Consider the following 25,578-nt stretch of genomic DNA (forward strand, 5'->3'; position numbering starts at 1 on the left):
CCAGGGCAGAGCCCTGATTCGACACATGACTTTGGTTCGGCGGCGCCCTACTTGGGGGGAGATCGGGAGGTATTTCTGTGCGAGGGGTTCGCCACCGGAGCCACGGTGCACGAGGCGACGGGGCGGACGGTGGTCGTGGCCTGGGACTGCGGGAATTTGCCGAAGGTGGCGGAGCTGCTGAGGCCCCGGTATCCGGGGCGGCTGGTCCTTGCGGCCGACAACGACCACAGGACGCCGGGGAACCCCGGCCTGGCGGCGGCGTTCGAGCTTGCGGAGCGGTTCGGGATCCCGTTCACGTCGCCGGTCTTCGAGGCGGACGAGAGCGGGAGCGACTGGAACGACTACGCGGCCCTGCACGGCATCGAGCGGACGGCGGAGGAAATCTTCCTGCGGCTGGAGGAGAACCGGAGGGTCCCCGAGCTGGAACAGCACTACGCCTGGCCACGCTGGGTCCACGAGAGGAAGAACGGGGCCCCGATGGGGACGCTGGAGAACCTGCAGGTCCTTTTGCGGCATGAGAAGATCGGGGTCTGGTACGACGAGATAAAAAAGGACGTCTGCTACTCCCTGCCCGAGACGATGGAAGGGGGCAAGTTCGGGAAGGACAACCGGGCGAACTCCATCTTTGCGCTGGTCGTCTCCCTGTGCGAGCGGTATGGGTTCCCGACGGCGAACCTGGACGCCTATCTGGTGGCCATAGCGGACGAGAACCGAAAGAACCCCGTGATGAATTGGATTCGTCTGCGCGCATGGGATGGGAAGGACCGCATCGGGGCGCTGACGGAGACCCTGACGCTGGCGGAGTGGTTCCCGGACCGGATGAAGCGCCTGCTCATGACCCGGTGGCTCATCTCGGCCGTGGCCGCGTGCGTCGCCGATGCCTTCAAGACTCGAGGTGTCCTCGTGCTGCAAGGGGCCCAGGCGATCGGGAAGACAAGCTGGTTTGCGTCCCTGGTTCCCTCTTCCTCCGGGTGGTTTCTGGACGGGGTGGCGCTGGACCCGGAGGACAAGGACAGCCTGAAGCGGGTCATCAGCCACTGGATCATCGAGCTGGGGGAGCTGGAGGCGACCTTCAAAAAGGCGGACATCAACAAACTCAAGAGCTACATCACCTCGCCCGTCGACGTCGTCCGCTTGCCCTGGGCGCGGAAGTTCTCAGACTTCCCGCGGCGGACGGTGTTCTGCGCCTCGGTGAACCAGGCGGAGTTCCTGGTGGACACGACGGGGAACAGCCGGTGGTGGTGCCTGCCCTGCCGGAGCATAAACTACAAGCACGGGATCGACCTCCAGCAGCTCTGGGCGCAGGCGCTCTCCCTGTACCGGACCGGGGAGCCCTGGTGGCTGACGAAGGACGAGGAGCGGGACCTGGACGACCTGAACCGGTACTTCGAGGCCGGGGACGAGATCGAGGACGCAATAGCCTCCGGCTGGAACTGGGACGAGTACGAACAGGACCTTTCCATGGGGCTTGGAGACTGGATGAACGCGACGAGCATCCTGAAGTCCTGCGGGATGCAGAACCCGACGAAGATGCAGGTGCGGCGCGCGGGGGAGGTGCTGCGGAAGCTGACCGGGCGGGAGCCCGAGCGGCGCGGGAAGGCTCGGGACCGGTGCTACTGGATGCCACACAGGAACGGCTACAGCCCTTAGAGGACGAAGAGCGGCGGACAAAGACAAGTCTGTCCGCCCTTTGTCCGCCTGTTTGTCCGCCACGTAAAACCTTGCCAATGAATGTCTTATACCCAATCAGCGGACAAAGGACACAAAAAACCGGAAATTTCTTCTCACGCGCGCGCGTTTTGATATTTTTTATCTTTTTTTTAAAGATTTTTTGTCAGACTTTAGTCCGCTCTGTCCGCCATGTTAGATAAAGCATTGCCGCAGGCTGGTTAGGATGGCGGACAAAGAGGCGGACAAAAAGAGATTGTCTGCCCCTCGAAAAGGAGTGTCCGGCACAATGCAGCCGATTAGAGCGTGTTCACTCAAAAACATTGTCAAAAGGGTGAAGGTATGTCAAAATAGTTGTATGATGGAGATCAGCCAGGTGCAATACGAGCGTATAGCGGATTGTTTCCCTGTTCACCGAGGTAATGTCGCTTACGACAACCTTAGAGTGCTCAATGCCATTCTGTATGTCATGGAAAATGGGTGCAAATGGAGGAGGCTCCCGGAAAAGTTTGGAAACTGGCATACAATCTACGTGCGCATGAGCCGATGGTACAAGTCCGGTGTTCTGGATAAGGTTTTTGAACGCCTGCAGCACGAGCGTCTTCTCCGCATGAGGCTTGAAGCGGTGTGTTTAGACAGTTCCTGCGTCAAAGTTCATCCTGATGGGACGGGAGCTTTAAAAAAGGGGGTCCTCAATCTATCGGCAAGTCCCGTGGAGGATGGACCACCAAGATTCATCTGGTTGCCGCGGGTCCCGCTTGTCCGTTGATGTTTCATCTCTCGCCCGGCAATGCTCATGACGGTCCAGAAGGCCGCAAGTTGATAGAGCGGCTGAAGGCGTTGCTGACGCCGGGATGCAAGTTGTTGATGGATAAGGCCTATTGTGGAGTGGCGACACGTCGTCTTGCGGAAGAATGTGGGTTGGAGCCGGTCGTTCCGCCCAAGAGCAACGCGAAGAAACCCTGGCCGTACGATGTGGAGCTTTACAAGAGACGAAACGAGGTCGAACGTCTTTTCTGCAGGGTCAAAAGGTTTCGTCGCATTGCTACGCGGTACGATAAGTTGGATGTCATTTTCCTGGGCTTCCTGCTTTTTGCTTTTGTTGTCGACTTCTTGCTCTTGCGTTAGCACGACCTAGTCACGAAGAATTTGAGTTCATGAGAGAACGGGGAATCTATCTTTGCTCGCTCTGCAGGTACTGTCCGCGCCAAAAAGATAAAAATACGTATTATTGCTTAGCAGGAAAACCGTGGCGGGCGTATTACAGGATGCGGGAGTGTCAGGGCTTTCGCCCGAAGCCGAAGAAGCCGGAGCCCAAGGCGGAACAGCTGCGGATGTTCGACGACTGGGGGCACGCCGCCCCGGAGGCGGCGCCTGCCGATGAGGGGAGGCGATGAGGTGCGTTTTGAATTCGCGGAGCGATGTCTCTATGACTACCTCGAAAACGTGGCGAGGCTGGACGTGCTGCGCTCTGAGTTAAAGACCATGGACGCGATGTCGTCCGCCAGTGGGCAGACGTATGGTGGAGCCTCGGGGGCGGATTACCCCTCAGACGCGGTGTCAACACGCCTGGAACGCCCCAAATCCACGGGAACGCAAAGCGCGGGCAAAGTAAAGGGCCAGGCAGAGGAAAAGTTTTAAAAAATGGGCTGTTCACCCCTCCGCTGCCTTTAAATACGGAAATATCTTCCCGTTCTCACAATAACCCCGTCAGCGTGAGCTCGCACCCACACCCCCTCTCGGCTATTGGCCCGGCGTTCTCCCGCTCATTCCAGCGAGATAGCCAATTTCTTGAGCTTCCGGTACGCTCCCAGAAACCAACTCCCCACAACTCCCCCTTTCACCTGCAGCACCATGCGGCGCGCATGGCGCACCATACGCCCTATGCTCGTGTAAAACAAAAATCGCAGCGTCCTGGGACGGTAACTCCTCAACGCTTCAGGCAGAAGCAGACGCTTTAACAAACTGTGCAGCGACAGAGACAGCACCGACACATTCCACCAGAACGCGTTCGACCCAAATCGGTGCGAGATGACGTGCCCGCCGGCCAGGTCCTCCTTCAGGATGCGGTGCACTTCCTCTGACTTGCCGCACCGCTCACGATACCACCGGATTACCGCTCCTCCCTCCCAATCCAACAGGTTCGTCACGATACCAAACACCTTGTATACGTGGCCGCCAAGCTCCGTCAGATGCAGCTTCTTCACCCTGGCGTTCTCAGACTCCAGGTCGTCGATCAGCTCTGGTATGAACAGCTGCCGTGAGTCCTGCAGCTCCTGAGACAGTCGAAGCTTCTTTCCCGATCCCTCCAACTCGAATGCCTCGCGAATGGCAAGAAAACGGTACGTCGGACCGTTCTTGTCGAGACTCAAAGACTGTGGCGCATAGACGACCTCCGCCCATTCCTGGCCGTTGCCCAAAGGGCGCCAATCCTTCTCACAAACTGCCTCCACCGCCTCCCTGAAATCCCTGTATACAGGACACGAGATCGCAAACTCGATCACCCCGAAACGCGCATCCTGACCCTCCGCCAGATAGCGCAAAAGACGCGTCTGGTAACCCGCACTGTCCGAACGGTACCTCACCTTCCTCACTCCCGCAGGAAGATGCGCCAGTACCCCCTGCAGCTGCTCCAGCTGTCCGTGCCCAGGCTTCACATTCCCGTCCCGGTATTCCGTCGCCACAGGCAGGTCGTACTCCGGACAGTACACGTTCAACGCCTCATAACTCCGTTTCCCCTGGTAGTTGTACAACGCCCCGCTCGTCTCCGTCTCGATGAACGTCGCGTCCTGGTCCAGCGTCAACTCCTCCTGCGCAGACGCCTCGAACGCGCACCTCAGAAGATGGCGGTGCACCTCCTCAAACCCCCTCAGCGCCTCATTCGATGCCGGGACAAAGGAACGGCCATGACCCCGCTCCCGGTCCTCCGATTCGTTATGAAAACAGCTGGCGTAGTCCCGGGCCGACGTTGGAGATGGAAACGGCAGGGGGAGTTTCTTCAGCCCCGCCTGCTCCTTCAAAAACTTCAGGTGTTCCACGGCTCTGCCGCCGCTGGAGATTGCGTTAAGCGCGTATCGTAACGACAGGACCCTATCGGAATTATCTGCGGAGTATGGTGTTTCTTCCATGCAGATAGGGCGCTGGAAAAAGATGCTGAGCGACAGGGCGTCCGAGCTTTTTGAGACGGGGAGCTCAATGGACGTAGAAAAGATCACCGACCCGTTGTACAAGGAAATCGGGCGCCTGAAAATGGATATAGAGTGGCTCAAAAAAAAACGAGGAGGAATTGAGCGTCGCTGAACGGCGCAGTTTTGTTAATCCGTGCGATGCCGAGATGAGCATCAGACGCCAGTGCGAGCTTTTGGCATTGAGCCGCTCAGGCTATTACCGATCATTGTTGCCCTGCAGGGAGAGTGAGGCTAACGAAGAACTGATGAAGGCAATCGACCGGCAGTATATCCAGACGCCGTTCTATGGGAGTCGGAGGAAGGCGATCTGGCTCAAAGGTCAGGGATATGCGGTAAACCGTAAGCGAGTGATGCGTCTGATGCGAAAGATGGGACTGGAAGGCCAGGCTCCTGGCCCATCGACGAGCAAGCCCCATCCGGAGCACAAGGTATATCCGTATCTGCTTCGGGGTCTTGAGATAACGTCTGTCAACCAGGTATGGAGCACGGATATTACGTACATTCCTCTGAAGCAGGGGTACATGTACCTGGCGGCGGTAATGGACTGGTACAGCCGTTATGTGCTGTCGTGGGAGCTGTCGAACAGCCTGGACAGCGAATTCTGCGTGAGGGCACTGGAGGTGGCATTGAGTCGAGGTAAACCTGAGATATTCAACACGGATCAGGGCAGTCAATTTACGAGCGATGACTTTACGAGCCGGCTTTTGGACAGTGCGATACGCATCAGCATGGATGGCCGTGGTCGTGCGTTGGACAACATTTTTATTGAGCGTCTATGGCGAAGCCTGAAGTACGAGTGCATCTATCTGAACGAGTATGAGAATGTGCCCGAATTGCTGGAAGGGCTGAGGTGGTGGTTCGGATTTTACAATGAGGAGCGTCCGCTCACGGCGTTACCGGGAAGGATAACCCCGCGCAACATGTATGAAAAGTGCCTCATTTCTTGAACCTTGACCTAAACTCTCTTTCCCCTCTTTTTGGTCCTTGACATGGGGACCACTATACGTGCAGAAAGCGGGGCTGCCGATCCGTGCAGCCCCGCTTTCTTAAAAGAGGCATGTCCCTGCCGCATCTTCGGGCCTCGGTGAGGTTCGTCTTGAAAGAAAGTTCCTAACTGCTATAATTTCATAATGTGTGCATAATTCGGCGGTCGCAGCGAGGGCACGGCCGCGGATTTTGAATCTTTCAGAAAGAGTGAGAGGAAGTGCGGCGATGAAGTTGAGCAGTGACGAAGTGCGCGATATCGCCCTGGAGGCCCGCCTGATCCTGACGGAGGATGAGCTGGCCGCAGCCGTGGGCTACATCAACGGCTTTCTGGACATGCTGGATCGCTTCAATGAGCTGGACCTCGAGGACGTGGAGCCCTTCTGCTTCGCTGAGACGATGGAGTGTCCGCTGCGGGACGACGTCCTGAAGCCCTTTGAGGACCGGGATGCGATCCTGCGCGAGAGCGCGCACGTGGAGCGGGACTACTTCAAGGTCCCCCGCATTATGGAGGATTGATCATGGAGCTCTTTGAGTTGAACCTGCGGGACGCCGCCGAGGGCGTCCGCACGAAGAAGTTTTCCGCGCTGGAGCTCTTTGACGCCTGTTTTGCCCGTGCCGCCTCCTGCGAGCCGAAACTTGCGGCCCTCATCACCCCGACGGAGGAGGAGGGCCGTAGGGGGGCAGAGGAGATCGACGCCCGGATCGCGCGGGGGGAGGACGTCGGCCCGCTGGGCGGCGTTCCCGTCGTGCTGAAGGACAACCTCTGCACGAAGGGCGTGCGGACCACGGCCGCCAGCAAAATCCTGGGCGATTGGCGCCCGCCGTATGACGCGACGGTCTGGTCCCTCCTGCAGGGGGCGGGAGCGGTCCTGCTGGGCAAGGCCAACATGGACGAGTTCGCCATGGGGAACACCTGCGGCAACTCCGCCTTCGGCCCCTCGAAGAACCCCTGGGACGTGACGCACGTCCCGGGGGGCAGTTCGGGCGGCAGCGCCGCGGCTGTCGCGGCGGCCTACGCCCCCTGCGCGCTGGGCAGCGACACCGGAGGGTCCATCCGCCAACCGGCTTCCTACTGCGGCGTCTACGGGCTCAAGCCGACCTACGGCATGGTGAGCCGCTACGGCGTCATCTCCTACGGCTCCTCGTTGGACCAGGTGGGGCCCCTCGCCCGGACGGTGTCGGACCTGCAGCTTGCGATGGCGATCCTGGTCCACTACGACCCCATGGACTCCAGCAGCGTCCCCGGCAAGTCCTTTGACTTCACGCCCCACAAAATGGACCTGAAGGGGAAGCGGGTTGCGTTGGTGAAGGAGTTTCAGGCCTTTACCCTGGAGGCCCCCATCGCAGACGCCATGGCGCGCGTTCGCAGGCTCCTCGAGAACGCCGGGGCCGAAATCCTTGAGGTGGGGCTCCCCACCGTCGCCCGCTATGCGGTTTCCTGCTACTACGCACTGGCCATGTCCGAGGCCCACACGAACCTCGAGCGCTACGACGGCATCCGCTACGGCTATACGGTGGACGACGCGGTCGGCAGCAAGGAGATGTTCGAGGCCGTGCGCTCCGCGGGGTTCGGCAGCGAGGTGAAGTCGCGCATCATCGCCGGCACCTGCCTTACGGAGCCCACGCGCTGCAACGAGTACTACGTCGCGGCGACGAAGGTGCGCACGCTGATCGCGCGGGAGTTCGCAAAGGCTTTCGAGAGCGCTGACTTCATCCTTCAGCCCGTCACGCCGCTGCTGGCACCGAAGATCGGGGAAACGGACCGGGACAAGATGAAGGGCTACGAATCGGACCTCTACACCCTGCCCGTGAACCTGGCGGGGCTGCCGGGCCTCTCCTTCTTCGTGGAGCACGCGGCTTCAGGACTGCCCGTCGGGCTGCAGCTGATCGGCGCCCGCTGGAGCGACCCCGACCTGCTGAACGCGGGGCTGACGCTGGAGGAGTGCCTCGGCTCTCCCTCCATCGCGCGGGGAGGGCTCTGATATGTCCGGGAAGGATGAGAACATGAACAGCGAACTGACGTTTACGCCCGTTATCGGCATCGAAATCCACATTCAGCTCAAGACGGACACCAAGATCTTCTGCGGCTGCTCCACGGACACTGGCGCGGACCCCAACACGAACATCTGCCCCATCTGCATGGGGCTTCCCGGCGCGCTGCCGCGCCTGAACGCTCAGGTGGTGCAGCAGGGCATGCTGGCGGGCCTGGCGCTGCACTGCACGATCCAGCCCCAGTCGCTCTTCTTCCGCAAGTCCTACTTCTATCCCGACCTGCCGAAAGGCTACCAGACGAGCCAGTGCGACCTCCCCATCGTGACCACGGGGTACATCGAGGTCCACGACGACGAGGGGAAGCTCAAGAGGATAAGAGTCCACCACCTTCACCTCGAGGAGGACGTGGGCCGTCTCCACCACAGCGCGGCCGACGGGCGTCTGGAAGGCGCGGCGACGTCCTACGTGGACTACAACCGTTCCGGGCTGCCGCTGGCTGAGATCGTGTCCGAGCCGGACGTCTCCTCGGCGCGGGAGGCGGTGGAATACGTGACGACGCTTCGCCGCCGCGTGCGCTACTCCGGGGCGTCGGACGTGGACCTGGAGAAGGGCATGATGCGCTTTGACGCGAACGTCTCCATGAAGTGCTCCGACGGACGCTGGGGGAAGAAGGTCGAGGTCAAGAACATGAACTCCTTCCACGCGCTGGAGCGCGCCATCGAATACGAGATCAAGCGCCAGAAGAAGGTCCTGCTTCAGGGCGGACAGGTGCTTCAGGAAACGCGCCACTGGAACGACGCCAAGGGCGTGACCACGGCGTCGCGCTCCAAGGAGTTCTACCGCAAGTTCATCGTCGATCCGGACCTTCCGCCCCTCGTCGTCTCGAAGGAGTGGGCGGACGAGGTCACTGCGATGATGCCTGAGATGCCCGACGTGAAGGCGGAGCGCTACGTAGAGGCGATGCATATCCCCCCTGAGATTGCGGACGTCCTGACGGATTCCAGGGACCTCGCGGAGTACTTCGAGGCCTGCGTCGCGGCCGGCGCAGCACCACTTCGTGCGGCCAACTGGGTTCGGACGGAGGTCCTGCGGACCTTGAACGAGCGGCAGATCGGGCTGGGGGACCTCAGGATCGCTCCCAGGGCACTGGCGGAGCTCGTTCAGCGCGTTGAGGACGGCCGGTTCTCCACGACCCAGGCCAAGGACGTTTTTGACCGCATGGCGGAAACGGGCACGACCGTCGACGACGCGGCAAAGGCTTGTGGCATCACCGAGGGCGGCGTCACGGGCGACGCACTGACGGAGATGATCCGCGCGGTGCTGGAGGCGAATCGTGACGTCGTGGACGTGATCCGGTCGGGTAAGGACACGAAGGGCAAGAAGATGAAGTTCCTTCAGGGCCTGGTCATGAAGGAAGCGAAGGGACAGGCGAATCCGGCTGAGCTGCCCGACCGGATCGCGAAACTGCTTGAGGGACTTTAAGGGCTTGACGTCCTGCAAGGGGCGATTAGGATAAAGGCCAGCAAGGCTTTATTTTGAAGCAAACTATATCGAGGAAGGTGTTGGAGGATGGGAGTACGTAAACCTGAGGACACGAGGAGTTTCGCGCTGGTAGCCCATGGTGGGGCAGGAAAGACCTCATTGGCCGAGGCGATGCTTTTCGACAATGGGCAGGTCACACGCATGGGTTCTGTACAGACAGGCAACACGGTCAGTGACTTCCAGCCTGAGGAGCAGAAACGCCAGATCTCAATCAGCACCTCCCTCCTGACGATGGAGCGGAACGGAAAGACGTTCTTCGTCCTGGACGCCCCGGGCTATGCCGACTTCGCGGGGGAGATGAGTGCCGCAATCCGCGTCGCCGACACCGCCGTGATCCTGGTCAGCTCGGTGGGCGGCATCGAGGTCCAGACGGGGCGCGCCTGGGAGTACGCCGGGAATCAGGGCGTGCCCGTCGCCTTCTACATCTCGAAGATGGACCGGGAGAACGCGGACTTCGATAAGGTCCTCGCGGACATCCATGAGCAGTTCTCGCCGAACGCGCTGCCGGTCTTCCTGCCCATCGGTTCGGCGGATAAACTCAGCGGCATCGTTGACGTCCTGAAGGGGAAGGCCTATAAGTACCCGTTGGACGGCAGCGGAAAGTTTACCGAAGAACCCATCCCCGCCGACATGGCCGACGCCGCAAAGGCGGCAAGGGAGGCGCTGTTGGAGGCCGCCGTCGAGATGGACGACGCCTTGATGGAGAAGTACCTGGACGAGGGGGAGGGGGCCGTGTCCGAGGCGGACCTGGCCCGAACGTTGAAGATGGCCATCGTCTCGCGCCGCGTGATGCCCGTCCTGACGGGGTCTGCGACGGCGAACGTCGGGGTGCCGCAGATGCTGGACTTCGTTGCGGATTACTTCCCCTCCCCGGTGGACGTCGGCAGCGTCGAGGCGTACGAGGGCGAGAAGGCCGTCGAGGTGAAGCCGAACCTGGACGACCCGTTTTCGGCCCTCTGCTTCAAGGTCATGGTGGACCCCTACGTCGGCAAGCTGTCCTTTATCCGCGTCTACTCCGGCAGGCTTTCCTCCGACGGCAACAACATCTACAACGTCAAGAAGGGCGAGGACGAGCGGATCAGCTCCTTCAAGATGATGTGCGGCAAGGACGGCAGCGACGTCAAGGAGGTCATCGCGGGCGACATCGTGGCCATCCCGAAACTTCAGAGCACGAAGGTGGGCCACACGCTGGGCACGAAGGGTGGGGCGCCGTACCAGTACGCCAAAATCGAGTATCCGGCCCCCGTCTACAGCGTGGCGATCGTGGCCAAGACGAGGGCGGACGAGGATAAGCTGGGGACGGCCATCTCCAAGACGCTGGACGAGGACCGGGGCCTGACGTTCGAGAAGAACCCCGAGACGCACGACAACGTCCTCTCCGGGATGGGCGACCTGCACATCGACATCGTCCTGTCCCGCATGAAGGAGCGCTACGGAATCGACCTCGAGACCCAAACGCCCCAGGTGCCCTACCGCGAGACCATTCGCAAGATGGCCGAGGCTCAGGGCAAGCACAAGAAGCAGAGTGGCGGCCACGGCCAGTACGGCGACGTCTACGTCCGCTACAGCCCGCTGGAGCGCGGCGCGGGCTTCGAGTTCGTGGACAGCGTGGTGGGTGGCGCGGTGCCGCGCAACTTCATTCCTGCGGTGGAGAAGGGGCTCCACGAGTACATGTCGGAGGGGCCGTTGGCGGGCTTCCCGGTCGTGGATTTCCGCGCCGAGCTCTACGACGGCTCCTATCACGACGTGGACAGTTCCGAGATGTCCTTCAAGCTGGCCACGCGCCTATCGTTCCGCAAGGGCATCATGGACGCCTCGCCGGTGCTCCTCGAACCGATCATGAACGTGGAGGTCACGGTCCCCGAACAGTTCATGGGCGACGTCATGGGCGACTTCAACAGCCGCCGCGGCCGCATCATGGGCACGGAGGGCCACGGCAAGCTGCAGGTCGTCAAGGCGCAGGCCCCCATGGCGGAGATGTTCCGCTACGCGATCGTCCTCCGCTCCATGACGTCGGGCGAGGGCAGCTTCGTCATGCAGTATTCCCACTACGAGGAGGTCCCCGCCGACATCGCCAAGAAGGTCATCGCCGCCCACAAGAAGGAAGACGCGGAGGAGAACTGATCCCGCCCGCGCCTCTGCACCGCAGGGGAGGCCCCGCCATACCGGCGGGGCCTCTTGTCCTGACAGCGGAGATCGTGCCGTCGGTCAGTCCCCGTCCGGAATCAGTTTGAGGTGGCGGCACGCCTTGAGTATGCCGCCGTCGTCGATGTCCTCGGCGACGAAGGAGGCCGCGTCCCTGGCCGCCCGACTGGCCCCAGCGACCGCCACGCCGATCGAGGCGCGGCGCAGCATCTCCACGTCGTTGAGCCCGTCCCCAAAGGTGATGACGTCGGAGGCGTCCGCCCCGAAGTGCTCCATGACGCGCTCAATGCCGTTCCACTTCGAGACGCCTTCGGCCCGCATCTCGACGAGGTCGTGCAGGGCCTCGATCAGGACGCCTGCAGGCGGCGTGGTGAAGGGGCCGTAATCCCCTCTCAGGGGCGGCCGCACCATCAGGCAGCCCAGGAACGCCCGATCCATCTCCCGCAGGGGACGGACGCAGGCGTACCCCGCCTGAACCTCAAAGTACGTCCGCCAGTCCTCGCTTTCGTTGTCCGTGTAGATAAAGCAATCGTCCATCGCGGCGACCTCCTTCGGGAGCAACGCGGCCAGACTGCGGAGCCCGTCGAGGGCGCCCTCCGGCAGGCAGGTTCGGTGCAGGGTCCTCCCACCATTGAGGACGTGGGCGCCGTCCGCACAGACGAGCAGCTCGATGCCGAGGTCCCTCGCAATGGGGTGGGTGAGGAAGGCCCCGCGCCCCGTCGCGAGGGCGGGAACGTGTCCGTTCGCCTTCAAAAGCCGCAGGGCTTCACGCGTCTCGGACGGGATGTGGCTCGTCCCCACGTGGCTGAGCAGCGTGTGGTCGATGTCGAAGAAAACGTACTTGCGTCTCATGGGCTCTCCTTCCATGCTCAAAGGGAGCGCGGATTCACCCGCGAACACTGCCAAAGGCCGCGCCTGGCCGTCCAGCGGAGGGGTTCGGCAGCGCCTCCTTGAAAAAACAAGAAAACTGCGTGCTTTTCGCGACCTGTAAGGCTTAACCCGTCAATCGAATCGCGCGAATCGCGATGCGGTTGACGGTCGCGGGGAGCCTGAACCGCGTACCTCCGTCACCCCTTGAGGCGAAGGGGCAGCCCGCACCAGACCCGGTCCACGATCGCGGCCTCACGCGCCAGCAGTTGGTAGAGGAGCCCCGTCTCGTCGCGCCAGCGCCGTTCGATGGGGTCCATCGGGACGACGCCGCTGCCAACCTCCGACCCGATGAGGACGCAGGTCCTGAGGTCCTCCAGATGAGCCCTGAAGAATTCGCCGGCGTCGGTGCCGGCCAGGAGGAGCCGCCGAACCCCCTCCTGCAGGTTGAGGACCCTGTCGGCGGCGGGGAGGAGGGCGAGGTCCGCCGAGGCGAGGTCGCACGGCGAGAGGGCGGGGCCGTAGAGGGAGTCTGCGTAGGTGCGCTTCCCCATGTGCCGGCCGCCCAGGATCAGGTGCATCGGCTGCGCGCTCACAGCATCTCCCTCAGGACCAGGAGCATCGCCGTCTCCGAAAGCAGGTTGAGGGCCCCCAGAAGGTCCCCTGCGACGCCACCGAAGGCCGTCAGACAAGAGCGCCGCCACAGGAGGAAGACGGCGCACTCCGTCAGGGGAAGGCAGAGCGCCGGCGCGCCCGCCGTCCAGAAGTTCCACGCGGCCAGCAGGGCCGCCCCTGCGACCAGACAGGGCGTGTGCCGCCTCGTGCGCAGCGCCCCCAGGGTCCTGGCAAGTCCGTCCTCCCGCGCAAAGGGCGTGGCGTTCAGCAGGAGCCCCATGCCGAGCCGCGACCACAGGGGGATGGTGCCAAGGAGGAGCAAGAAAGCTGCGGAGGGGGGAGCGGAGAGCAGCTCCGCAAAGATCGCGGACTGCAGCAACAGGGCGGCGGCACAGCCCATGACGGCGAACGCCCCCGCGTGGGGGTCCGAGAGGATCTTGAGCCGCGCCTCGCGGTCGCGCCGCGAGAAGAGTGCGTCGCACGTGTCCATGAGGCCGTCCATGTGGATGCCGCCCGTCAGCGCCAGCGCGCAGAGCGCCATGACGACCCCGCGCAGCGTCGGGGAGGCGCTCCAGCCCGAAAGGGCAAACGCCAGAAGCCCCCACAGGGCGCCGATAGGGATCCCCACCAGGGGAAACGCGAGGCAGAAAGGCCGCATGTTGTCCTCCGTCCACTCCATTGCCGGCACGGGCAGGATGGTGAGGAAGGAGCACGCGATCAGAAAGGAGCGAAGGATGTTCACGACACACGTCACCTCGATTCAAGGCGTCTTGCCACGGTCGGCCCGCTTCCGCGGCGGACCGCGGTGCGTTCCACTATTCTACATGAATTTGACGAAAAACGCTCCGGCGAGGGCCTGATGTTCCTCTTCGTCTCCGGCGGCGTGCGCAGCGGAAAAAGCGAGTGGGCGGAGCGCGCCGCGCTGGCGCTGTCGCCGGACGCCCCGCGCGTCTACCTGGCGACGGCCCGCGTGAGCGATGAGGACATGCGACGGCGCGTGGAGCGCCACAGGAGGGCTCGGAGCGGGCGCGGTTTTCTGACGGTCGAACGGGAGCGGGGCCTGACGGGCGTCCTTGAATCCATCCCCGAAGGCGCCCTCGTGCTGCTGGAATGCCTTCCCAACTGGGCTGCCAACGAGATGTTTCTGGAGGACGGAAGCGTTCGCGGCGTCCACGAGGTGCGAGGCGAGGTCCTGCGCTCCACCCTGGCCCTGAAGGACTGCGCACGGGACCTCATCGTCGTGTCCGACGACATTTTCTCCGATGGGGGCCACTACGACGCGGCCGTGGAGGACTACGTTCGCCTGCTGGGGGAGCTGCACGTGCTGTTGGCGGCCAGGGCGGACGCTGTGGTGGAGTGCGCCTTCGGCATCGCCCGATTCTGGAAGGGGGACGCCGCCCGGATCTTTCCGACGGCGAAGGCCGTTGGAGGCGCCATCTGAGAACGTGCGGGACCCCCAATCCACGGCTGAGGGGTCATGGCCGTTCCGCTGTCCCGACATCGAATGAGGCGCTGAGGAGATAAAGTTGACAGAGACAAAAAATGTGCAGTACAATGAACTACACAAAGAAAGGAGATGAGTTTATGGCATTTTCCATTCGATTAACAGGCGAAGAAAAAGCCCTTGCAGAGAGCTATGCGAAGATTCATGCAATCTCATTGGGAGAAGCGTTCAAAAGCGCTTTGTTTGACCGTATAGAGGATGAATATGACGTTGCAGTTGCCAATGAAGCATACAAAGAGTACGTAGACAGCGGCCGTAAGTCCAGACCTATAGAAGAATTGTGGAAAGAACTGGATTTATGAGTTATCGAATAGAAACGTCCAATCGATTTGATAAAGATTTTAAGAAATTGGACAGGTACACTCAGAGAATGATCAAATCGTGGATTTCTAAAAATCTGCAAAATTGTGAAGACCCAAGGGTGCATGGAAAAGGATTGACCGCTGACAGAAGCGGTCAATGGAGATACAGGATCGGTGATTATCGTCTTATTTGCACGATAGACGACAATAGACTTATCATCCTTGCATTGACTGTCGGACATCGTAGAGACGTGTACGATCGATAGGAATCTGTGGGGGCAAGGCACAATGCCAAAAGCGCCAAAAGCATGGTTTATAACTGGTGCGGGTGGTGGCCGTGGCAAAGCCATCGCAGACGAAGTATCAAGAAACGGTGATTGTGGTTTTAGCAACAACACCTAAGGAAACACTGATTGAGTCGTTGAGTGAAGATTGATCAGCGCTTCCCCAAAAACTTTTCTCCTGTCTGGTCCCTTACTTTGCCCGCACTTTGCGTCCCCGTGGACTGGGGGCAGCATCGCTCTCTGGACCTGCGCCGGGTTCCGTGGTATCTTTAATTCGGGTTTCTTCACAAAAGATCGCGGAGAACGCAAGGCGGTGCCCGTTTTGCGCTCTCCGCGGGGGCACAGGGCAGGGAGCCGGACGGATGGGGAAGGGGGAGCGGCAATGTGGCGCGAGCTTTGGAACAGGTACCGCGTCCAGACGATCTCCGTGATGGGGTTCGTCCTCTTCGCGGTCGTGGGGGCGACGGCTATGCTCCTTCCTTCCGTGAAGGAGCGGCTTGAGCGGCAGGGAGCGGAGGCACAGCCAGCTCGGGTCCAGCCGCGGGCGCCTTCTGCGGGGCAGCCTGAGGCGGAGCGGCAAAGCGCTCAGGAGGCCGCACCCCAGGCGGAGTGGTACCTCTACATCACGGGAAGCGTGCGGAAGCCCGGAGTTTATAAGCTGCCGGCCAACTCGCGGCTCTTCCATCTGGTCGATGCTGCGGGCGGCTTTGACGGCTTCGCGGACCGCGTGGCGGTCAACCTGGCGGAACCCCTGACGGACGGGCTCCACGTCCACGTACCGCGCAAGGGGGAGCGCGCCGCCGAAGCCGCGCCCCCCATCGTGCCGGTGGTCCGCCCCAACGTCGTCCTGCACGTTCCGCCTGCTCCCAGGAGGAGTGGCCGAATCGACATCAACCGAGCCAGCGCCGCGGAACTGGAAGCGCTGCGCGGCATCGGCCCCACCCTGGCGCGCCGCATCGTGGAGTACCGTCAGGAGCATGGGCCGTTCACGTCGGTGGAGGACCTCGTCCGCGTGCGGGGCATCGGGGCCACAAAGCTCAAAGGTCTGATGGAACAGGCCTCGGTGAGCCCTTGAATCCCTCTTGAAAATGGCCATTCTCCTTCGCGCGCCCCTCCTCGCGGTCCTTGGTGCCCTCGTCACGGCGGCGGCGCTGTTCAGTGCGACGGGTGCCGCAGGCCTCATCCTGCTTTCTCCCCTGTTGGCCGTCGGCCTTGCCCTGTGTACCTACGAGCGGAAGATCGCTTCTCAATGGCCCGTGCTCCTGGTCCTCGCAGGGCTGACGTTTTTCTGCGCCCTGAGGATGTACCTCGTCTTCACGTGCCCGCTCTTGCCCTCCCGGTCCGTCAAAACCGTCGGGACCGTCTCGCTGGTCCGGCCATGGGGACGGGGCTTCGCCGCCGTGATCGACACGGCAGAGGGCAGCTTTTTGCTGCGACTCCACTTTGCCGAGCTGACGGAGGGAGATCAGGTGAAGGTCGAGGGGGTCACGCGCCGGCTGAAGTCCGTCGGGGGACGGGATGGCTTCGACGAGGAGCGTTACTGGCGCGCCCGCGGCGTCGTCGCGCGCCTCTCGCCCTCGCGGCTGGAGCCCCTTCCCGCCCAGGGTTGGAACCTCCACCGCCTGAGACATCGCCTCTCCCGCGCGCTCGTCATCCACATGCCGCCCCTGACGGGGGCGTACCTCAGAGCCGCCTGGCTGGGGCAGCGGGACGAGGCGCTGAGCAGACAACACCGAGCGTGGGGCACCAGTCACCTCCTGGCCGTGTCGGGCTTCCACGTAGGGATCGTCGTCCTCTGCGCAGCTCTTCTCCTGCCTGGAGGGAGAGGGAACGTCCTCGTTCTGTCCGCGATCCTGTGGGGGTACGTCCTCCTGACCGGCGCCGCGCCGAGCGCGCTGCGGGCGGCCCTGATGCTTCAGGCGGCGTTTTTCGCGCGCGTTTTGGGGCGGCCGCTCAACCCCGTAAACAGCGTGAGCCTCGCGGCGGTGCTCCTGCTGGTACACTCCCCCTTCCTGTTCTGGGACGTGGGCTGGCGCCTGTCCGTGCTGGCCGCCATGACCATCGCGGCGATGGCGGGGGGCGGGCGCTTCGCGAAGGTCCGGACGTGGCTGCTCCTCAGCCCGCTGATCGCCCTGGTCACCTTTCCGCAGACCGCCTACACCTTCAAGGGGGTTCCGCTGGCGGGGGTCCTGCTGAACTTCGTCGCGCCGACGTTCTTCTCGGCGGGCTTCGTCTTGGCCTCCGCGGGGGCCGCCCTCCGTCTCCTGGGCCTTCCCCTTGCGTCCTGGCTCCTGATGGCGTCGGAGGGCGCCTTTCTCCTCTGGGGTGCCGGAGCGAACGGGCTGGCGGGCCTCGTGCCGGCGTTCGTCCCATGGGGTCCTCTCATCGCCTGGCTGGGGGCCGGGGCGCTCCTCCTTCTGCTGTGCCGCTTCATGCGCCTCACGGCCCTTCGGACGGCGCTGCTCACGACGGGGGGCACGATCGCGTCCTTTCTCATTTTTTTATGACCTTATCTAACGATGTGCGCATCCGGTTTTTGTTCGCCACTTTCTTGAGAACGTTGCTTTGGAGGTGCTTTCATGCTGCTCGTCATGGACGTCGGGAACACCACGACGGTCGTTGGCGTCTTTGATCGTAAACAACTCGTGGCGCATTGGCGCCTTTCGTCCATCCTCCACACGTCGGATGAGTTGGGCGTCTACATCCTGACGCTCTTGGGGACGAAGGACATCGCCTCGACGAGGATCGACGGGGCCGTGTTCTGCAGCGTGGTCCCCACGCTGGACGCCCCGCTGGCCGAGGCCATGCGCAACTTCTTCGGCGTCGAGCCCCTGAGGGTGGACGCCTCCACGGACACGGGCATGGAGGTCCGCTACGACGCCCCGCGGGAGGTCGGGGCCGACCGCATCGTGAACGCCGTCGGAGGGCGAAGCAAGTACGGCGCGCCCCTCATCGTCGCAGACTACGGCACGGCGATCACCTTCGACGTCATCGCTCCGGACGGTGCCTACCTCGGCGGCGCGATCGCGCCGGGCCTTCAGTCCGGCATCTCCGCCCTGTTCGCAAAGGCGGCGAAGTTGCCCCAGGTGGCCCTGGCCCTGCCCCGTTCCGTGATCGGGCGCAACACGAACGAGTCCATCCAGTCCGGAATCCTGTTCGGGAACGCGGGGTTGACGGATCGCATCGTGGGGATGATCCGCGCGGAGATAGGGACCGAGGTCAAGGTGGCCGCCACCGGCGGGCACGCGGAGGTCATGGCGAAGCTGTCGCAGACGATAGAGTACGTGGACCCCTGGCTGACCCTGGACGGCCTCAGGCTCATTCACGACCGCGTCAGAGGGTCGGACTGATGGTGCCCTGTGAGGTCGCGGCGGGGCCGATTCGGGCGGGGGGCCTCTCCCTGCAGAACCCCCTCTGCCTCGCGCCGCTGGCGGGGGTGACCAGCCTCCCCATCCGCGAGTTCTTCACGCGCCTGGGGGCGTCGCTGACCCACACCGAGATGGTGAGTTGCGCGGGATTGGTGCGGCACAACCGGAAGACCCTGTCCATGCTCCACACCTCGCCGTCCGAGGCCCCCGTTATCCTGCAGCTCTTCGCGCCTGCCGCAGACGTGTTGGTCCGGGGCGCCGAAGCGGCGCTCGACCTCGTCCACCAAAGCGGGGAAGTTCCCTTCGCCGGCCTGGGGATCAACATGGCCTGTCCCATGCCGAAGGTAACGAAGCGTGGGGCGGGCGCCGCACTCCTGAAGAGCCCCTCGGACGCCTTCGCCATGGTCCGTGGCCTGAAGGGGCTGGGGTTCCCCGTCTGGGTCAAGATCCGCCGCATCGAGGCTGGAGAGGCCGGGATCGAGGCAACGGTTCGCTTTATCGAGGGGTTGCTGAATTCCGGAGCGGACAACGTCTGCATCCACGGCCGAACCGCCACCCAGCGTTATGAGGGGGTCGCGGATCGAACGGTCCACGCGGCGGCGGCCCGTCTCTTCCCAGGCTTCATCAGCGCCAGCGGTGACGTGCGCGAGGTCGGCGACGTGCGCGAGTACCTCGAGATGGGGTGCGTCCTCGTCATGGCGGCGCGGGGCGCCCTGGGGAATCCGTGGCTCTTTGCCGAGGCGCTGAACGCGCTTGGGTATGCGGTTCCGGAGATGGCGCGGGACAGGACGCCCGCGGGAAGGATGACGGCCCTTCGCTGGCTTGGCGAGCGCGCGATGGGGACCTCGGGCGAGGCACAGGCCGTGATCCTGCTGAAGCGTCTGATGGGCGGGGTGCTGAGGGGGATCAGCGGGGCGGCGGAGTTGCGGCATCAGGCCGGATGCAGCGGCAGCGTCGAGGAGATCTTGGCGGTCTTTCGGAGGGGGACGGAGGGCGGCAACCCCGCCGGGGAATAAAACGGGCAGGAAGCCCTGCCCGAAGTTCGTTCCTTCTCAACCCCTCTTAATAAGGAGGGGCCTTATTTCCCTGGCAGTCCCGCCGCGGCCATGGCCCGCACCAGCACGTCGATGGCTTCGCTGCGCGTGACGGGATGCCCGAAGCGAAACTCCCCGTCGCCCCGATAGATGTCCAGCACCCCCAGGGCGGCCAGGGCGTTCACGGCCGGGGCGTTCGGGTGTTCCGAGGCCCGAAACGCCGTCCGCCCCTTCTGTGGCCGAGGCGCCTCCTGAAACCCGAAGGCGGCGCACAGCTCACGAGCGAGGACCCCCCGCGTCACGAAGGCGTCGGGCTTCCCCTCCGGCGCGGCCGGAACGCCGCGCTTCGCGCCGCAGGCGGCGAGTCCCCTCGCGATCATGGAGGCCATCTCCTTCCGCGTGATCATCTCGTCCGTGCCGAACACTCCCTTGTCGTCCCCCTTGATGAGGGCCATGGCCAGGACCGGGTCGTCCAGGTCCTGGATGTTGTAGGAGGAGGCGTGGGGGTACTCCGACGGCTCCGTCAGCCCGTAGAGGTTGGATATCTGGATGCTCCTGTAGCAGGGATGCTCCGGAGGCACGTCGGAGTAGCGGCACAGGGAGAGCTCGACCCCGGCGTTCAGGAGCGCCCACTGCACGTGGAAGGCGGGGAGGTCACGGAGCCTGACGCCCTCCCTGGCGGAGAGCGCGGCCAGGGCCCCCGCCGCCTGGCCCGTCATCATGCAGATGGGCTGGAGCCGGAGGGCGCCGGCGGAGAGGCGGGACATGGACAGGTTCTTCTCGGCGACGAGGAAGCCCTCGACGTCCGACGGAATGAGGACGTCCAGGGGCACCTGAAAGGGACCTCTGGGACGGTTGAGCTCGCTCGAAATCGCCCTCTCGCCAAGCTCCCACTCCATGTCGGAGTCCGTGTCCGCGCCGTGGAGGTCCAGGATGTAGCCGCCGATCGCGATCGCGTTGGGGAACTCGTGGCTGGTCTGGCCGTCGCGATAGCTCAGGGAGTTTTGCAGGAGCTCCGCCGACGTCAGCGTGCGCTGTCCCACCGCACGGCGCGACTCGCGGACGTAGGGGACGGGCGGCATCCGGCGGACGATCTCCTGCCACTCCGTCGGGAGCTCCCGCGCCGCCGGCGGCAGCGGGTCGTTCCAGTACTCGTCGTCGGCCACGGACCAGTTCTCCTGCAGCTCGTTCTGGACGTAGTAGATGAAGTGCAGCGTCTTGATCAGCGCCTGGCGCTCGACCTCCTCCCTCAGGGCAGGGTCCTCGAGGTAAGCGGCGGGCAGGCCGCGCTTTCCCTCCCATCCGTACTTCCCCGGGTAGTCGTTGCCCCAGTTGACGCCGCACTTGGTGATATAGGGCCAGTTCACCGCGTTGCCGTCGTAGGTCCAGGGGGTCGAGGAATCCGGGAGGCCTCGGTAGGCGTTGTGCGAGACGAAGTTGACGGGCAGGACGACGGGGTAGGTCCCCTTGAAGTTCGCGCCTCCGGCGATGACGTAGCTCTCGTAGTTGCGCCGCGCCAGGTCGTAGCCGGGCAGGGGGGCGACGGGCCTCAGTTCCTCCGGGACGCCCCCCGGGTACTTCTTGATGACGGCGGCCCACGTGATGTCCTGAATCATGGCGTCCGGGTTCACGAAGGGGGCGACGGAGTTTCCGACGCGGTAGGGCAGCCCCGCAAGTGGCAGGAGGTCCCCGTACTCCGTCGCGTCGATGAGGACCCTGCAGGTGACGTCCCGGCTCCCTCGCCCCGTCTCGAGGGCCACGCCGCGAACGCTGTGTCCCTCCTTCCTGACGGCGGTGACCGAGGCGTTCGTGAGGACGTCCAGGACGTTCTTTCCGCTGCCGCGCGTTGCCTCCACCATTTCCATCAGGACGTCGTGGCCGACGTGGGGCTCGAACGCCAGGCTCCTGGCGTCCCAGTAGCAGGTCCCCATGGCCTTCCCCCTCGCGTCGTAATAGTCCTTCAGCTTCGAGACAAACTCAAGGTACAGGCCGCTGCGCGTCCGGCTGAGGTCGTCCATCGTGGAGACGCCCGCCGCTGTGGCCTGACCGCCTATCCACGCGCTTGGCTCCACGACGAGCACCGAAGCCCCAAGCCGCGCGGCCTGAATGGCCGCCGCAATGCCGCCCATGCCGCCACCGGCCACCACCACGTCGTAATCGCGGCGCTTCCCCCCGCGTGGCGCCGAATCCGCGGGGCCCGCCGCGAAGGCTGCGCCGACGAAGGCGAGAGCCGCAAGCCACGCGGCGGTCCTCAGAGAATGCCACATGCCCATGAACTTCCGATCCGATCTCACGAAAGAAAACCTCCCTAAACCCTTACGACGCCGCAAGGTCAGCGCGCCGCTCTCCTGCTGAGGCGCACCTCCCTGGGCCCTGCCTTGCAGAAGGAGAGCCTGTAGGCTCCCGCGATCCAGTAGTACTCGCCGAGGTTGAGGTCAAAGCGCGGGGCGCTGCCGTACCGTCCCTGTCCCAGCCTCAGGACCTCGTCGAGCGCTTTGGATACGTCCTGCTCCCGCGCGAAGTGGGAGAGGACGTCGATGCGGTAGGCCCGCTCCTCCAGAAAATATATCTCGACCCCAAACTCACCGTGAAGCCACGCCCGGCGCAGCAGCTTTTTGTCGCCTCCCACGGCGTTGGCCTCCGCCGCTGCGTCCAGCAGGGCAGAGGTCTGCTCGTAGGTCATGCCTGGGGTGAATTTTTCGAGCAGCGCCAGAGCCCGCTCCACATTCCCCGACGCCCAGAGGGGCCGGCAGAGGCTCAGGCACAGGGCGGCGCACAGCGCAAGGCCCATCCCGGTCCTCAGCGCCGCGCGGAGGACGGAGCGCGAGGGATGAGGGCACATTTCGTCTTCTCTCTTCGTCATGACGTCTCCTTCGTTATCAAAATAGTTCGTTCCGCAGGGGCGATGGAACGTTCGCATTGGAGTATGATACACCATACAAGAGCGTGAGAGGCTGGAAAATCGAACGTCGTTATATTTTTTATCAGGTATAATGTATCTCAAGCTGAAAAAGAGCGGCGAAGGGGCCCGCTCTCTTTCGGTTGTCTTGTGAGGAGATGGACGAGATCGTTGTCAATCGCAGGGTAGACGAATACTATATGCGCCGGGCCCTGTCCCTGGCCCTGCGCGGCATGGGGCGAACCTCCCCCAACCCGATGGTGGGGTGTGTCCTCGTGCGCGATGGGCGCATTCTGGGGGAGGGGTGGCACCGTCGGTGCGGCGAGGACCACGCGGAGGTTGCCGCCCTGAAGGACGCCGAGCGGCGGGGCGAGACGGCGCGCGGCGCCGAAGTTTACGTGACCCTTGAGCCGTGCTGTCACTTCGGCCGGACGCCCCCCTGCGCCCAGAGGCTGGTTCGTGAGGGGGTATCCCGCGTGGTGGCGGGTACCGCGGACCCCAATCCCAGGGTGAACTCCGGAGGGCTGGCCGTGTTGCGGGAGGCGGGGGTGGAGGTCTCCGCACCCTGCCTCGAAGAGGAGGCGCGCCGGGTCAACAAGGGATTCATCCGCGTCCAGACCCTCGGTCGCCCCTGGGTGACCCTCAAGGCGGCGTCCGGACTCGATGGGCGCATGGCGCTGACGGACGGCGACAGCCGATGGATCACGGGCCCCGAAGCTCGCCAGTGGGCTCATGGGATGCGCGCCTCCCACGACGCGATCCTGGTGGGGGTGAGCACGGTGCTGAAGGACGATCCTGAACTGACCGTGCGGCACACGGAGGGCAAGAGCCCCTTGCGGGTCATCCTGGACTCGCACCTGCGCACCCCGACGAGCGCCAGGGCCCTTCGCGGCGGGTGCCTGATCCTCACGATCTCCCAGGAGGCGGAGAGGGCGCGGGCCCTGCAGGCCGCCGGGGCGCGCGTCGTGCCGCTGCCGTCCCGCGAAGGCCGCGTGGACCTTGAGGTGGCTCTGGCCTTTCTGGCACGGGAGGGCGTACTCACGCTGATGGTGGAGGGGGGGCCGCGCGTGCTGACCGCCCTGATGGAAGGGCATCTCGCGGACTCCCTTTCGCTGTTCGTGGCGCCCAGGGTCCTGGGCGAGGGAATCGGGATGGGAGAGGGGTTCTCGCCGGCCTCCGTCGCAGAGTCCTTCAACCTCAAGGACGTCACGTCGCGGCCCGTGGGGGACAACCTCCTGGTGGAGGGGCGCTTTTCATGTTCACCGGACTTGTAGAGGCCGTGGGGAGGGTTCGGGCGTTCACCAGGGGAGGACTGGTCCACACCCTGTCGATCGAGTGCCCGAAGATCGCCCCTCAGCTGGTCCTGGGGCAGTCCGTAGCGGTCAGCGGCGCGTGCCTCTCCGTCACGGCGCTGCGGGGCGATGCCTTTGACGTGGAGATGATGCCGGAGACGGCGGAACGCACGTGGTTTCGGGCCCTGCAGCCGGGGACCGCGGTCAACCTGGAGCGCGCCATGAGGCTGGGGGACCGCCTGGACGGACACCTGGTGCTGGGACACGTGGACGGCACGGCGGTCCTGCGCGAGATGACCGGGGAGGGCACGGCCCGAAGGGCCGTCTTCCGCGCCGATCCAGAGTTGCTGCGCGGCATCGTGCCCAAGGGCTCCGTGGCCCTCGACGGCGTCAGCCTGACGGTGATCGACGCGCTGGAGGCGGAGTTCTCGGTGGGGTTGATCCCCACGACGCTCAGGTCCTGCACGTTGGGGGCGGCCAGGGTGGGAAGCGTCGTCAACCTCGAGACGGATATACTGGGTAAATATACGGAGCGCCTGCTGAGGGGTTCGCGGAGCGGGAAAGGGCTCACAATGGAGGAGCTGAGGGGACTTGGCTATTGAAAAGGGTGCGGTGAAGGACGAGCGGCCCCCGTTCGACAAGGTCGAAGCGGCGATCGAGGCGATGCGCCGGGGGGAGCTGGTCCTCGTGGCCGACGACGAGGGCCCGGAGGACAAGGGCTACCTCGTGGGAGCGGCCTCCGGCGCGACGGCGGAGAACGTGAACTTTATGATGCGGTACGCGCGGGGACTGATCTGCCTTCCCGTCGCCGGCGAGGTGGCTCGCAGGCTCCAGTTGACTCCCGTCGCAGCCCCGCAGCAGGGCGGCACCAGGGCGGAGCCCTTTCTCGTTCCGGTGGACGCCCGCGAGGGGGTGCTCACCGGCGTCTCCGCAGCGGATCGAGCCCTGACCGCGCGGTTGGCGGCGTCCCCGGAGACCCATGCGGAGGACTTCGTGCGACCGGGACACCTCTTTCCGCTGGAGGCGCGCGATGGAGGCGTCCTCGTTCGGGCCTCCCACGCGGAGGCGGCCGTGGACCTGGCGCGCCTGGCGGGGCTCCCACCCGCAGGGCTCTCCTGCGACGTGATGAACGAGGACGGCGCCATGGCTCAGCTTCCGGACCTGCTGGCCCTGGCCGGGCAGCATCGCCTGACGTTCATCGTCCTCAAGGACTTGATCGCTTGGCGCTGCCGCCGGGAGAAGCTGGTGGAGCGGAGGGTGGAGGTCAACCTGCCGACGGAGTACGGCGCGTTTCGCGCCCACGCATACCGCAGCAAACTGCAGGACGACGACGCGCACACGCACGTGGCTCTGACCATGGGGGACGTTGCGAGCGGAGAACCCGTCCTCGTGAGAGTGCACAGCGAGTGCTTTACGGGGGACCTCCTGGGGTCCCTGCGCTGCGACTGCGGACCTCAGCTCCACGCGGCGTTGTCGATGATCGAGAGGGAAGGACGGGGCGTGCTGCTCTACATGCGTCAGGAAGGGCGCGGCATCGGGCTCCTCAACAAGCTCAAGGCTTACGAGCTTCAGGACGCGGGCATGGACACCGTGGAGGCGAACGTCGCCCTGGGTTTTCCGCCCGACCTGCGCGAGTACGGGACGGGGGCTCAAATCCTGATGGACCTGGGGCTGAAGCGCATTCGCCTGATGACGAACAACCCCAAGAAGGTGGTCGGCCTGGAGGGGTACGGGCTTGAGATCGTGGACCGCGTCCCCATCGTCATCGAGCCGAACCCATACAACGAGAGGTACATGAAGACGAAGGAGCACCGCATGGGACACCTGCTCCACCTGCTATAAGGCCGCTTCTCGGAAAATCCACGCTTCAAGAGATAAAAATAACGATAGA

General features: G+C 63.8%; 25 protein-coding genes. 19 read left to right on the forward strand and 6 right to left on the reverse strand.

The features are described 5' to 3' along the window. Positions 1–51: 51 nt before the first annotated feature. The 4 genes from ACK28C_RS09690 (at position 52) to ACK28C_RS09705 (ending at position 3,309) form a co-directional block, all read left to right on the forward strand. Positions 52–1,650: a VapE domain-containing protein gene (locus ACK28C_RS09690; RefSeq protein WP_409152098.1), complete on the forward strand. Its 1,599-nt coding sequence runs from the start codon at positions 52–54 to the stop codon at positions 1,648–1,650. Positions 1,651–2,029: 379 nt separating this feature from the next. After that, positions 2,030–2,796 (forward strand): IS5 family transposase gene (locus ACK28C_RS09695; RefSeq protein WP_409152652.1). Its coding sequence is split into 2 segments (ribosomal slippage): positions 2,030–2,354 and positions 2,354–2,796, totalling 768 coding nucleotides; the frame shifts between segments, so codons are not numbered across the junction. Positions 2,797–2,936: 140 nt separating this feature from the next. Continuing rightward, entirely contained in the window at positions 2,937–3,065 is a 129-nt protein-coding gene (locus ACK28C_RS09700; protein WP_015557066.1) for a hypothetical protein, read from the forward strand. A gap of 1 nt (position 3,066) precedes the next feature. Continuing rightward, a complete protein-coding gene (locus ACK28C_RS09705; protein WP_409152099.1) occupies positions 3,067–3,309 on the forward strand; it encodes a hypothetical protein in 243 nt (80 codons plus the stop codon). 125 nt (positions 3,310–3,434) lie between these two features. Here ACK28C_RS09705 and ACK28C_RS09710 read toward each other — a convergent pair whose 3' ends face one another. Then, the gene (locus ACK28C_RS09710; protein ID WP_409152100.1) at positions 3,435–4,706 is read right to left on the reverse strand and encodes a hypothetical protein; all 1,272 of its coding nucleotides are present in this window, start codon (positions 4,704–4,706) and stop codon (positions 3,435–3,437) included. Positions 4,707–4,710: 4 nt separating this feature from the next. On the opposite strand from ACK28C_RS09710, the gene ACK28C_RS09715 reads away from it, so the two are divergent. From ACK28C_RS09715 to fusA, 5 genes are all read left to right on the forward strand, one after another. Beyond that, positions 4,711–5,803 (forward strand): IS3 family transposase gene (locus ACK28C_RS09715; RefSeq protein WP_409152653.1). Its coding sequence is split into 2 segments (ribosomal slippage): positions 4,711–4,944 and positions 4,946–5,803, totalling 1,092 coding nucleotides; the frame shifts between segments, so codons are not numbered across the junction. A gap of 265 nt (positions 5,804–6,068) precedes the next feature. Beyond that, complete coding sequence (gatC, locus tag ACK28C_RS09720; RefSeq protein WP_015557065.1) at positions 6,069–6,359, forward strand: Asp-tRNA(Asn)/Glu-tRNA(Gln) amidotransferase subunit GatC; 291 nt, start codon at positions 6,069–6,071, stop codon at positions 6,357–6,359. Between the two features lie 2 nt (positions 6,360–6,361). Beyond that, entirely contained in the window at positions 6,362–7,825 is a 1,464-nt protein-coding gene (gene gatA / locus ACK28C_RS09725) for an Asp-tRNA(Asn)/Glu-tRNA(Gln) amidotransferase subunit GatA (RefSeq protein WP_208873809.1), read from the forward strand. Between the two features lies 1 nt (position 7,826). After that, complete coding sequence (gatB, locus tag ACK28C_RS09730) at positions 7,827–9,317, forward strand: Asp-tRNA(Asn)/Glu-tRNA(Gln) amidotransferase subunit GatB (protein ID WP_015557064.1); 1,491 nt, start codon at positions 7,827–7,829, stop codon at positions 9,315–9,317. Positions 9,318–9,404: 87 nt separating this feature from the next. Next, a complete protein-coding gene (gene fusA, locus ACK28C_RS09735) occupies positions 9,405–11,501 on the forward strand; it encodes an elongation factor G (RefSeq protein WP_208873808.1) in 2,097 nt (698 codons plus the stop codon). A gap of 84 nt (positions 11,502–11,585) precedes the next feature. Here the strand turns inward: fusA and ACK28C_RS09740 are convergent, their stop codons facing one another. From ACK28C_RS09740 to ACK28C_RS09750, 3 genes are all read right to left on the reverse strand, one after another. After that, positions 11,586–12,374, reverse strand: a complete 789-nt coding sequence (locus tag ACK28C_RS09740) for an HAD hydrolase family protein (RefSeq protein WP_015557063.1) — start codon at positions 12,372–12,374, stop codon at positions 11,586–11,588. Between the two features lie 215 nt (positions 12,375–12,589). Next, the gene (locus tag ACK28C_RS09745; RefSeq protein ID WP_015557062.1) at positions 12,590–12,970 is read right to left on the reverse strand and encodes a bifunctional adenosylcobinamide kinase/adenosylcobinamide-phosphate guanylyltransferase; all 381 of its coding nucleotides are present in this window, start codon (positions 12,968–12,970) and stop codon (positions 12,590–12,592) included. 11 nt (positions 12,971–12,981) lie between these two features. Then, positions 12,982–13,746, reverse strand: coding sequence for an adenosylcobinamide-GDP ribazoletransferase (locus ACK28C_RS09750; protein WP_409152101.1), 765 nt, complete (start codon positions 13,744–13,746; stop codon positions 12,982–12,984). Positions 13,747–13,809: 63 nt separating this feature from the next. On the opposite strand from ACK28C_RS09750, the gene ACK28C_RS09755 reads away from it, so the two are divergent. The 7 genes from ACK28C_RS09755 (at position 13,810) to ACK28C_RS09785 (ending at position 19,478) form a co-directional block, all read left to right on the forward strand. Further along, positions 13,810–14,445, forward strand: a complete 636-nt coding sequence (locus ACK28C_RS09755; protein WP_208873805.1) for a bifunctional adenosylcobinamide kinase/adenosylcobinamide-phosphate guanylyltransferase — start codon at positions 13,810–13,812, stop codon at positions 14,443–14,445. A gap of 113 nt (positions 14,446–14,558) precedes the next feature. Beyond that, entirely contained in the window at positions 14,559–14,810 is a 252-nt protein-coding gene (gene relB, locus ACK28C_RS09760; protein ID WP_243440678.1) for a type II toxin-antitoxin system RelB family antitoxin, read from the forward strand. Continuing rightward, positions 14,807–15,076, forward strand: a complete 270-nt coding sequence (locus tag ACK28C_RS09765; RefSeq protein WP_208873804.1) for a type II toxin-antitoxin system RelE/ParE family toxin — start codon at positions 14,807–14,809, stop codon at positions 15,074–15,076. Before relB ends, ACK28C_RS09765 begins: the two co-directional genes overlap by 4 nt. A 400-nt stretch (positions 15,077–15,476) precedes the next feature. Continuing rightward, positions 15,477–16,169, forward strand: a complete 693-nt coding sequence (locus tag ACK28C_RS09770) for a helix-hairpin-helix domain-containing protein (protein WP_015557059.1) — start codon at positions 15,477–15,479, stop codon at positions 16,167–16,169. A 13-nt stretch (positions 16,170–16,182) separates the two neighbouring features. Then, positions 16,183–17,601 carry a ComEC/Rec2 family competence protein gene (locus ACK28C_RS09775; protein WP_409152102.1) on the forward strand — a complete coding sequence of 473 codons (1,419 nt, stop codon included), beginning with the start codon at positions 16,183–16,185 and terminating at the stop codon, positions 17,599–17,601. A 72-nt stretch (positions 17,602–17,673) separates the two neighbouring features. Then, positions 17,674–18,444, forward strand: coding sequence for a type III pantothenate kinase (locus tag ACK28C_RS09780; RefSeq protein WP_015557058.1), 771 nt, complete (start codon positions 17,674–17,676; stop codon positions 18,442–18,444). Then, complete coding sequence (locus ACK28C_RS09785; RefSeq protein ID WP_015557057.1) at positions 18,444–19,478, forward strand: tRNA-dihydrouridine synthase; 1,035 nt, start codon at positions 18,444–18,446, stop codon at positions 19,476–19,478. The genes ACK28C_RS09780 and ACK28C_RS09785 overlap by 1 nt, the downstream gene beginning before the upstream one ends. A gap of 62 nt (positions 19,479–19,540) precedes the next feature. Here the strand turns inward: ACK28C_RS09785 and ACK28C_RS09790 are convergent, their stop codons facing one another. Both ACK28C_RS09790 and ACK28C_RS09795 read right to left on the reverse strand, forming a co-directional pair. Next, a complete protein-coding gene (locus tag ACK28C_RS09790) occupies positions 19,541–21,790 on the reverse strand; it encodes an FAD-dependent oxidoreductase (RefSeq protein WP_409152103.1) in 2,250 nt (749 codons plus the stop codon). 38 nt (positions 21,791–21,828) lie between these two features. Further along, positions 21,829–22,359, reverse strand: a complete 531-nt coding sequence (locus ACK28C_RS09795; RefSeq protein ID WP_208873799.1) for a hypothetical protein — start codon at positions 22,357–22,359, stop codon at positions 21,829–21,831. Between the two features lie 179 nt (positions 22,360–22,538). Here ACK28C_RS09795 and ribD point away from each other — a divergent pair, with 179 nt between their 5' ends. From ribD to ribA, 3 genes are read left to right on the forward strand one after another with little or no spacing between them, the layout of a single operon-like run. After that, complete coding sequence (gene ribD, locus ACK28C_RS09800) at positions 22,539–23,669, forward strand: bifunctional diaminohydroxyphosphoribosylaminopyrimidine deaminase/5-amino-6-(5-phosphoribosylamino)uracil reductase RibD (protein WP_409152104.1); 1,131 nt, start codon at positions 22,539–22,541, stop codon at positions 23,667–23,669. Continuing rightward, positions 23,651–24,289: a riboflavin synthase gene (locus ACK28C_RS09805; RefSeq protein ID WP_015557054.1), complete on the forward strand. Its 639-nt coding sequence runs from the start codon at positions 23,651–23,653 to the stop codon at positions 24,287–24,289. The genes ribD and ACK28C_RS09805 overlap by 19 nt, the downstream gene beginning before the upstream one ends. Further along, on the forward strand, positions 24,279–25,529 hold the full coding sequence (ribA, locus tag ACK28C_RS09810; protein WP_279369736.1) for a GTP cyclohydrolase II: 1,251 nt from the start codon (positions 24,279–24,281) through the stop codon (positions 25,527–25,529). Before ACK28C_RS09805 ends, ribA begins: the two co-directional genes overlap by 11 nt. Positions 25,530–25,578 lie beyond the last annotated feature (49 nt).

It is taken from the genome of Fretibacterium fastidiosum (assembly GCF_964642095.1).
In the GTDB taxonomy this organism is placed as follows: Bacteria; Synergistota; Synergistia; order Synergistales; family Aminobacteriaceae; genus Fretibacterium; species Fretibacterium fastidiosum.

What these genes read in the sequence shown, in the direction of transcription:
- ACK28C_RS09740 (WP_015557063.1), bottom strand. Translation starts at nt 12,374, where the DNA reads ATGAGACGCAAGTACGTTTTCTTCGACATCGACCACACGCTGCTCAGC.
- gatC (WP_015557065.1), top strand. Translation starts at nt 6,069, where the DNA reads ATGAAGTTGAGCAGTGACGAAGTGCGCGATATCGCCCTGGAGGCCCGC.
- ACK28C_RS09765 (WP_208873804.1), top strand. Translation starts at nt 14,807, where the DNA reads ATGAGTTATCGAATAGAAACGTCCAATCGATTTGATAAAGATTTTAAG.
- relB (WP_243440678.1), top strand. Translation starts at nt 14,559, where the DNA reads ATGAACTACACAAAGAAAGGAGATGAGTTTATGGCATTTTCCATTCGA.
- ACK28C_RS09775 (WP_409152102.1), top strand. Translation starts at nt 16,183, where the DNA reads ATGGCCATTCTCCTTCGCGCGCCCCTCCTCGCGGTCCTTGGTGCCCTC.
- ACK28C_RS09785 (WP_015557057.1), top strand. Translation starts at nt 18,444, where the DNA reads ATGGTGCCCTGTGAGGTCGCGGCGGGGCCGATTCGGGCGGGGGGCCTC.
- gatB (WP_015557064.1), top strand. Translation starts at nt 7,827, where the DNA reads ATGTCCGGGAAGGATGAGAACATGAACAGCGAACTGACGTTTACGCCC.
- gatA (WP_208873809.1), top strand. Translation starts at nt 6,362, where the DNA reads ATGGAGCTCTTTGAGTTGAACCTGCGGGACGCCGCCGAGGGCGTCCGC.
- ACK28C_RS09770 (WP_015557059.1), top strand. Translation starts at nt 15,477, where the DNA reads ATGTGGCGCGAGCTTTGGAACAGGTACCGCGTCCAGACGATCTCCGTG.
- ACK28C_RS09795 (WP_208873799.1), bottom strand. Translation starts at nt 22,359, where the DNA reads ATGACGAAGAGAGAAGACGAAATGTGCCCTCATCCCTCGCGCTCCGTC.
- ACK28C_RS09805 (WP_015557054.1), top strand. Translation starts at nt 23,651, where the DNA reads ATGTTCACCGGACTTGTAGAGGCCGTGGGGAGGGTTCGGGCGTTCACC.
- fusA (WP_208873808.1), top strand. Translation starts at nt 9,405, where the DNA reads ATGGGAGTACGTAAACCTGAGGACACGAGGAGTTTCGCGCTGGTAGCC.
- ACK28C_RS09700 (WP_015557066.1), top strand. Translation starts at nt 2,937, where the DNA reads ATGCGGGAGTGTCAGGGCTTTCGCCCGAAGCCGAAGAAGCCGGAGCCC.
- ACK28C_RS09780 (WP_015557058.1), top strand. Translation starts at nt 17,674, where the DNA reads ATGCTGCTCGTCATGGACGTCGGGAACACCACGACGGTCGTTGGCGTC.
- ACK28C_RS09745 (WP_015557062.1), bottom strand. Translation starts at nt 12,970, where the DNA reads ATGCACCTGATCCTGGGCGGCCGGCACATGGGGAAGCGCACCTACGCA.